Raw genomic sequence first — 6412 nt, forward strand, 5'->3', positions numbered from 1 at the left:
CTCGGGTCTGGATGCGGGAATCAGCGCAGGGTGATGTCGATGGCGGCGCCAGCGGCCGGCACATTGACGCGTGCTTCGTCGAAGGTCGGCTTGCGCATCACCTGCGGGTTGTTGCTGAAGCCGTAGCCTTCCACCGGCATGCCGACCAGGTTGGTGTCGAGCTTGCCGTTGTCGTTCTCGTCGTGGGTGAGCAGTACGGCGTAGCTGCCGGCCGGTACGCCCTTGAACGTGAAGTGGGCGCTGTCGCCGCTGGGCGCCGCCTGCTGGGCCTGCACGGGCTTGGCCTTGCGGTCCCAGGCGGCGGCGCTGTCGACCAGCGCAACGCGCAGGGTGCCGGTCTGCGCGCGGACGTCGTGCACGGTCACGGCCAGGTCGGCGGCGTGGGCACTGCCGGCCAGAGCCAGGGCAGTCAGGGCGGTGCTGAGCAGGGCGTTGCGGATCATGGCAGAGGCTCCGGAAGTGGGTGTGGCGGTGTGGAGCCAGTCTGCGCGGGGCGCTGCACCGGGTTCAGGGCCAGTGGTCATCGATTCGACGTGCCAGAAGTCACTTTCTACGCTGGACCCATTGCCGCCGGCGCGCGCGCCGGTCAGCATCTGGCCATGCCCAGCCTGTTCCGCCATCTCTTGCGTCCGCTCAGCCTCGCCGGCCTGGTCACCGTGCTGGTGGTGGGCCTGTCGTTCGCGGTGCAGCGCAGTGGCGCCGGGCTGAGCCTACTGCTGCTTGCCGTGTTCCTGCTGCTGTTCGTGGTTCACGGCTGGGCGTCGATGCCTTCCCGCGTGCGTGCCGTCGCTGCGGTGTTGCAGGCCCTGCTGGCGGTTGCGCTGGTTGCGCTGCAGCCGCGCACTGGAACCGCTCCGGTGCTGCTGGTGGTGTTGGTCGCTCAACTGGCCGAGCACTGGCCGCCGCGCTTCGTGCTGGGTGTTGCGCTGCTGGCCAACCTGGCGGTGTATGCCGTGCTGCGCCACAGCGGCTTCAGTCAGCCGCTGCTGGTGGTGCTGTTGTATGGCGGCTTCCAGGCGTTCGCCGCGCTGACCGCGCACTATGCGCGCAGCACGGCGCTGGCCCGTGATGACCTGGCCCGGGTCAACGCCGACCTGCTGGCCACCCGCGCGCTGCTGGCCGACAGCGCACGTGATGCCGAGCGCCTGCGCCTGGCCCGCGAACTGCACGATGTGGCTGGGCACAAGCTCACCGCGATGCGGCTCAACCTGCGCGCCCTGGCCGCTGACCCTGCGCTGGCCGGCCGCGAAGGGCTGGTCCTGGCGGAACAGTTGTCCGGCGAACTGCTGGCCGATATCCGCCAGGTGGTGCAGTCGATGCGTGATGATCGCGGCCTCGATCTGGCCACGGCATTGCATGCGCTGGCGGCGCCGTTCCCGCGACCGAGACTGCAGCTGCAGATAGGAGAGGGCGTGCGCGTGGGGGATCCGCTGATGGCCGAGACGGTGCTGCGGCTGGTGCAGGAAGCGCTGACCAATGCGGCACGGCACGGCAATGCAGAAACCGTATGGCTGACGATCAACGAAGAGGATTCACGGTTGCGTATCGATATCCGCGATGACGGCCAGCGCTCCGAGCGCATCCGCGAAGGCAATGGCATCGCCGGCATGCGCGAGCGCCTGGCTGCGGTGCGTGGCCGGCTGGAACTCGCGCGCACCGCACAGGGCGGCATGCACCTGACCGCATGGTTGCCGACATGAGCGGCGCCGCGATCCGCGTTGCCCTGGCTGATGACCAGGCGCTGGTGCGTGCCGGCCTGCGTGCGCTCCTGCAGGGCTTGGGGGTAGACGTAGTGCTGGAGGCCGAAGATGGCCAGATGCTGCTGGATGCACTGGACACGCAGCGTGTGGAGGTAGTGCTCAGTGACATCCGCATGCCCGGGATGGATGGCATCGAGGCACTGCGCCAGCTGCGGGCGCGCGGCGATGCCACGCCCTGGCTGCTGCTGACCACCTTCGATGAAAGTGATCTGCTGCTGCGCGCCAGCGAGGCCGGTGCTCAGGGCTTCCTGCTCAAGGACGCTGCACCCGCAGACCTGCGCGAAGCAATCGAGCGCGTCGCCGCTGGTGAAACCCTGCTGCTGCCGGTCAGCACCGAGCCGGTGCGCGCCCGTTACCGCTTCCACGACGAAGCACCGCCCACCGATACTTTCGGCGAGCGCGAAGTGGCGATCCTGCGCCTGCTGGCCGGTGGTTACAGCAACAAGGAGATCGCGCGCAGCCTGTTCCTGGCCGAAGGCACGGTGAAGAACTACGTGTCCGCCATACTCGACAAGCTGGGCACCCGCGATCGCACCCGTGCAGTGCTGAAGGCGATTACCCTGCGCATCATCTGAGTGGACGGAGCAAGGAGTGCCAGTGAACCCGATCCTGCATGTAGAGATCCCGGCCAGTGACCTGGACCGGGCCATCACGTTCTACCAGCGATGGCTGCAGGTCGCGATGGACGAACCTATCCTGCTGCATGACTGCCGGATGGCCTACCTGCCGTTCTCCGATGAGGCCGCCGGTGCCAGCATTGCGCTGGTGCACGGCGCGGACTACCAGCCGTCCGAGCAGGGGGCGCGCATCTATATCGGCGTCGATGACCTGGATGCCAGCCTCGACCGTGCGCTTCAGGCCGGGGCCGAGCTGCGCTTCGGCCCGGCTGATGCGGGTGACTGGCGTGTGGCCGAGATCCGCGACAGTGAAGGCAACCGGATCGCAGTGCAGGCGCGCGCGATTCTGTAGAGCCGAGCCCATGCTTGGCTGCTGTTGGCCCAGCCGCTCCAGCTCAGCCGAGCATGGGCTCGGCTCTACAAGAGCGCGGCGCGCGAGCGCTGCAGCCAGTCATTGATGGCCGGGTCCAGCCGCGGGTCGTCCGGCAGCTGGATGCCGAAGCGCTGCTGCAGCACGTCGCGTACATCACCGACATCATGCAGCGGGCGCTTGTCCGGTGCCTGCCCGGGGCGGTACTCGGTGTAGTTGCCGCTGCCGATGGTCCGGCGCCAGTCCGGCCCGGTCAGCGATGCACGCAGCTGACCGGGGAAACTGGAGTCGGGATGGGTGCATACGTACCAGTTGCCCACCACGTTGTCGATCGGGGCCGGCGCCTGCAGGTCGAACCGATACATCGCCCGCCAGCCCTCGTTGGACTCGGCCGACAGCACGAACTCACCGTCGTCGGGCAGGCGCTGCAGCAGGTAGCGCTCGTGCGGCGTGGCCTGTGGCTGCGGATCGTGCAGGCGCAGCGGCACGGTCGGGGTCAGGCTGCCGAAACCGGCATCCACCAGCCAGTCATCGCCATCCACCTGCACGCGCAGCAACAGGTGGGTACGCGCGGTCAGTTCGCCGTCCCGGGCGGCCAGCAGCACCCGCGCGCTCAATGGCTGCGCATCGAAGCCCAATACCTGCAGCAGCGCCAGCAACCCGCCATTGAGTTCGAAGCAGTAACCACCGCGGCGCTCGTCGAGCAGCTTGCGCTGCACGCTGTCCAGGTCGATCGGCACCGCATCGCGCAGCAGGCAGCTGAGGGTTTCGAAGGGCAGCAGTGCGTTGTGGCGCTGCTGCAGCAGGGTCAGGCCGGCCAGCGTCCGCGATGGCGGCGCATCCAGCTGCAGGCGCTGCAGATAGCGGGGCACATCGAGCGTCGTCATGGAGGCACCTGGCGGGGAAGGGGCGTCCACTGTGCTCCCCCAACCGGGGTTGAGGTCAAGCGCGGCGGCCGTGTCATGCCTCCGTCGCCTGCACCCGGTACAAAGGCCGCGTCCACCGGTGACGGGGGGGCGCGGACGAAGAAAGCACTAAAGTTGGGCTGAATCCGGCCGATACAGGTGCGTCCTTTCGCCTGGAGTCTGTCATGTCGGCCGTTGTCCCCCACCTCCGGTCCCTGCGCACGCGCCTTGCTGCGTTGCACTCGGCGTCCCCCGGGCTGCTGCGCTGGCTGCAGCCGCATCGGCTCAGCGTGGCCAACAAGCTCAAGGCGACCCTGTGGGTCTGTGGCCTGGGCCTGGTGGCGATCGCCGCTGTCTACGCCTGGACTGGTCATGCCAACGCACTGGCTGCGCGCAGCCAGGCCAGCTACCAGCGCGGCAGCGATCTGGCTGCCAGCCTGTCCACGCGGGTGGCCGAAGCGCGTCGCCTGCAGACCCAGTATGCACGCAGTTTCGATGATGCCGACCGCGCGCAGCTGTTGGACACGCAGAAGGCGTTGCAGATCGATCTGCAGGCGCTGCGCGCGACGCCGATGGATGCTGGCCGTCGCAAGGCCCTGCAGGCGCTGACTGAAGCCGCCGGCGGGTTCTCGCAGGGTGTCGCCGCCCTGTTCGAACGGGTCGACGAGATGGGCCGTGGTGATGCCGGCCTCGCCGCGCAGCTGCAGCAGGCCGCCGACACCCTGCAGGCGCAGGTGGATGTGCAGCAGCGGCCCGCGCTGGCGCTGTCCCTGCAGAAGATGCGAAGGCAGGAGGCACTGCTGCTGCTCGACGGTGATTCCACCCACGCCGACCGTGCCAGCGAGGAGAAGCTGCCGTTTGACCTCGCGCTGGCGGGGCTGCCCGCAGACGCGCAGGACACCCTGCGCACCGGGATGGAGGCGTATCAGGCCGCATTGCTGGGCTATACCGCTGCCCGGGTCGGCCTGGATGTGGAAGCACAGTCGTTGCTGGATACTGCCGCGGGTGTAGCGCCGGCGCTGGCCGCATTCCAACAGGCGCAGGTAGCGGCGCTGGCCAGGGCGCAGGCGCGCCAGCAGGCCGGCGCGCGCACGATGAGCGTGCTGTTCGCACTGACCCTGCTGCTGGTGGCCGGCGTGCTGATCACCAGCCTGGTGCTGGTCCTGCGTGCGGTACGCCAGCCGATCCAGGACACCCTGCGCTTCGCCAGCGACATCGCCGACGATCGCCTGGACACCACCCTGAGCGTCTACAACGCCAATGATGAGATCGGCCAGCTTGCCCAGCGTCTGGTCGACATGCAGCAGCGCCTGCGCGCGCGCATCGAGACCGAGCGTGCCGTGGCGCGCGGCAACACCCGCGTGCGCCAGGCCTTGGACAGCGCGCAGACCGGCCTGATGGTGATCGATGCCGAAGGCCTGGTTGCGTATGCCAATCCAGCCCTGCTGCTGCAGCTGGAACTGCGGGCTGAAGACCTGATGGGCAGCGATGCGGTGCGCCTGCATCCGGCCCTGGCCGCCCTGGCCGGCGTGCGACAGCGCGAAGAGCGCGAGATCGGCCATGGCGGTGTGCGCTATCAGCTGATCGCCAATCCCATCGTCGATGAAGGGCACTTTCTCGGCGTGGCAGTGGAGTGGCGCAGCCGCGCGCTGGAAACCCTGCTGGAAACCGAGGTCGCGGCACTGGTCGATGCCGCCGCGCACGGTGACCTGCATGGCCGCATCGCGCTGGAGGGAAAACAGGGCTTCGTGCGCACACTGTCGACCAGCATCAACCGCTTGCTGGCCACCTTCGAGACCAACCTCGGCGATCTGCAGGCGCTTCTGGCTGCGCTGGCCCGCGGCGACCTCAGCGTGCGCATGGAAGGTGAGCTGCAGGGCGTGTTCGCACGCATGCGCGATGATGCCAACGCCACCGTCGCGCAACTGGGCCGCATCGTCACCCGCATCCAGCAGGCGGCGTCCAGCCTCGATACCGGCGTTGGCGAGATCGTCGCCGGTCATCATGACTTGTCACAGCGCACCGAGCAGCAGGCGGCCAACCTGGAAGAGACCGCAGCGTCGATGCACGAGCTGACCGACACCGTCGGCCGCAATGCCGATGCTGCGGGCCGTGCCGACGCGCTGGTCAAGGGCGCGGCGGCAGTGGCCCGGCGCGGCGGCGCGGCGGTCGACCAGGTGGTGGCAACCATGCACGGCATCAGTGAAGCCTCACGACGGATCGGTGACATCACCCAGTTGATCGATGGCATCGCCTTCCAGACCAACATCCTCGCGCTGAATGCTGCGGTGGAAGCCGCGCGCGCCGGTGAGCAGGGTCGCAGCTTCGCCGTGGTGGCTGCGGAGGTGCGCCTGCTGGCGCAGCGCAGCGCCGATGCGGCCAAGCAGATCAAGGGGTTGATCGAGGATTCGGTGGCGCGAGTCGGCCAGGGCAACCAGCAGGCCGAACAGGCTGGTACCACGATGGGCGAGATTGTCGGCAGCGTGCAGCAGCTGGCGGACCTCCTGGCCGGCATCCGCAGTGCGTCGCAGGACCAGCATGCCGGCATCGCACAGGTGAACCAGACCATCGTGCAGATGGAAGCCAGTACCCAGCGCAACGCCAGCCTGGTGGAAGAGGCGGGTGCTTCGACAGCGCAGATGCAGGCGCAGGTGCATGCCCTGGCCGAAGCGGTGGGCGCGTTCCGTCTGCAGTCGATGACACAGGCGCGCGCTGCGGCCTGATCCTGCTCCGGTAGTGGGGGGGGGGGGGGGGGGGGGG

6 protein-coding genes are annotated in these 6412 nt (G+C 68.5%); 4 read left to right on the plus strand and 2 right to left on the minus strand.

Features of this window, described 5'->3' with window-relative positions; translation table 11 throughout:
* Positions 1-20 precede the first annotated feature (20 nt).
* The gene (locus R1H25_RS14975; protein WP_317223979.1) at positions 21-443 is read right to left on the minus strand and encodes a DUF2141 domain-containing protein; all 423 of its coding nucleotides are present in this window, start codon (positions 441-443) and stop codon (positions 21-23) included.
* A 156-nt stretch (positions 444-599) separates the two neighbouring features.
* Between R1H25_RS14975 and R1H25_RS14980 the strand changes: the two genes are divergently transcribed.
* Genes R1H25_RS14980 through R1H25_RS14990 form a run of 3 tightly spaced genes read left to right on the plus strand, consistent with a single transcriptional unit; the run spans position 600 to position 2729 of the window.
* Positions 600-1700, plus strand: a complete 1101-nt coding sequence (locus tag R1H25_RS14980) for a histidine kinase (RefSeq protein ID WP_317223980.1) — start codon at positions 600-602, stop codon at positions 1698-1700.
* On the plus strand, positions 1697-2335 hold the full coding sequence (locus R1H25_RS14985; RefSeq protein WP_317223981.1) for a response regulator transcription factor: 639 nt from the start codon (positions 1697-1699) through the stop codon (positions 2333-2335). Before R1H25_RS14980 ends, R1H25_RS14985 begins: the two co-directional genes overlap by 4 nt.
* A 22-nt stretch (positions 2336-2357) precedes the next feature.
* Positions 2358-2729, plus strand: coding sequence for a VOC family protein (locus R1H25_RS14990; protein ID WP_049446683.1), 372 nt, complete (start codon positions 2358-2360; stop codon positions 2727-2729).
* A 65-nt stretch (positions 2730-2794) separates the two neighbouring features.
* Here the strand turns inward: R1H25_RS14990 and R1H25_RS14995 are convergent, their stop codons facing one another.
* The gene (locus R1H25_RS14995; RefSeq protein ID WP_317223982.1) at positions 2795-3634 is read right to left on the minus strand and encodes an arylamine N-acetyltransferase; all 840 of its coding nucleotides are present in this window, start codon (positions 3632-3634) and stop codon (positions 2795-2797) included.
* A gap of 203 nt (positions 3635-3837) precedes the next feature.
* Between R1H25_RS14995 and R1H25_RS15000 the strand changes: the two genes are divergently transcribed.
* Positions 3838-6375, plus strand: a complete 2538-nt coding sequence (locus R1H25_RS15000; protein WP_317223983.1) for a methyl-accepting chemotaxis protein — start codon at positions 3838-3840, stop codon at positions 6373-6375.
* Positions 6376-6412: the final 37 nt, after the last annotated feature.

The organism is Stenotrophomonas veracruzanensis (assembly GCF_032911525.1).
Classification (GTDB): Bacteria; Pseudomonadota; Gammaproteobacteria; order Xanthomonadales; family Xanthomonadaceae; genus Stenotrophomonas; species Stenotrophomonas africana.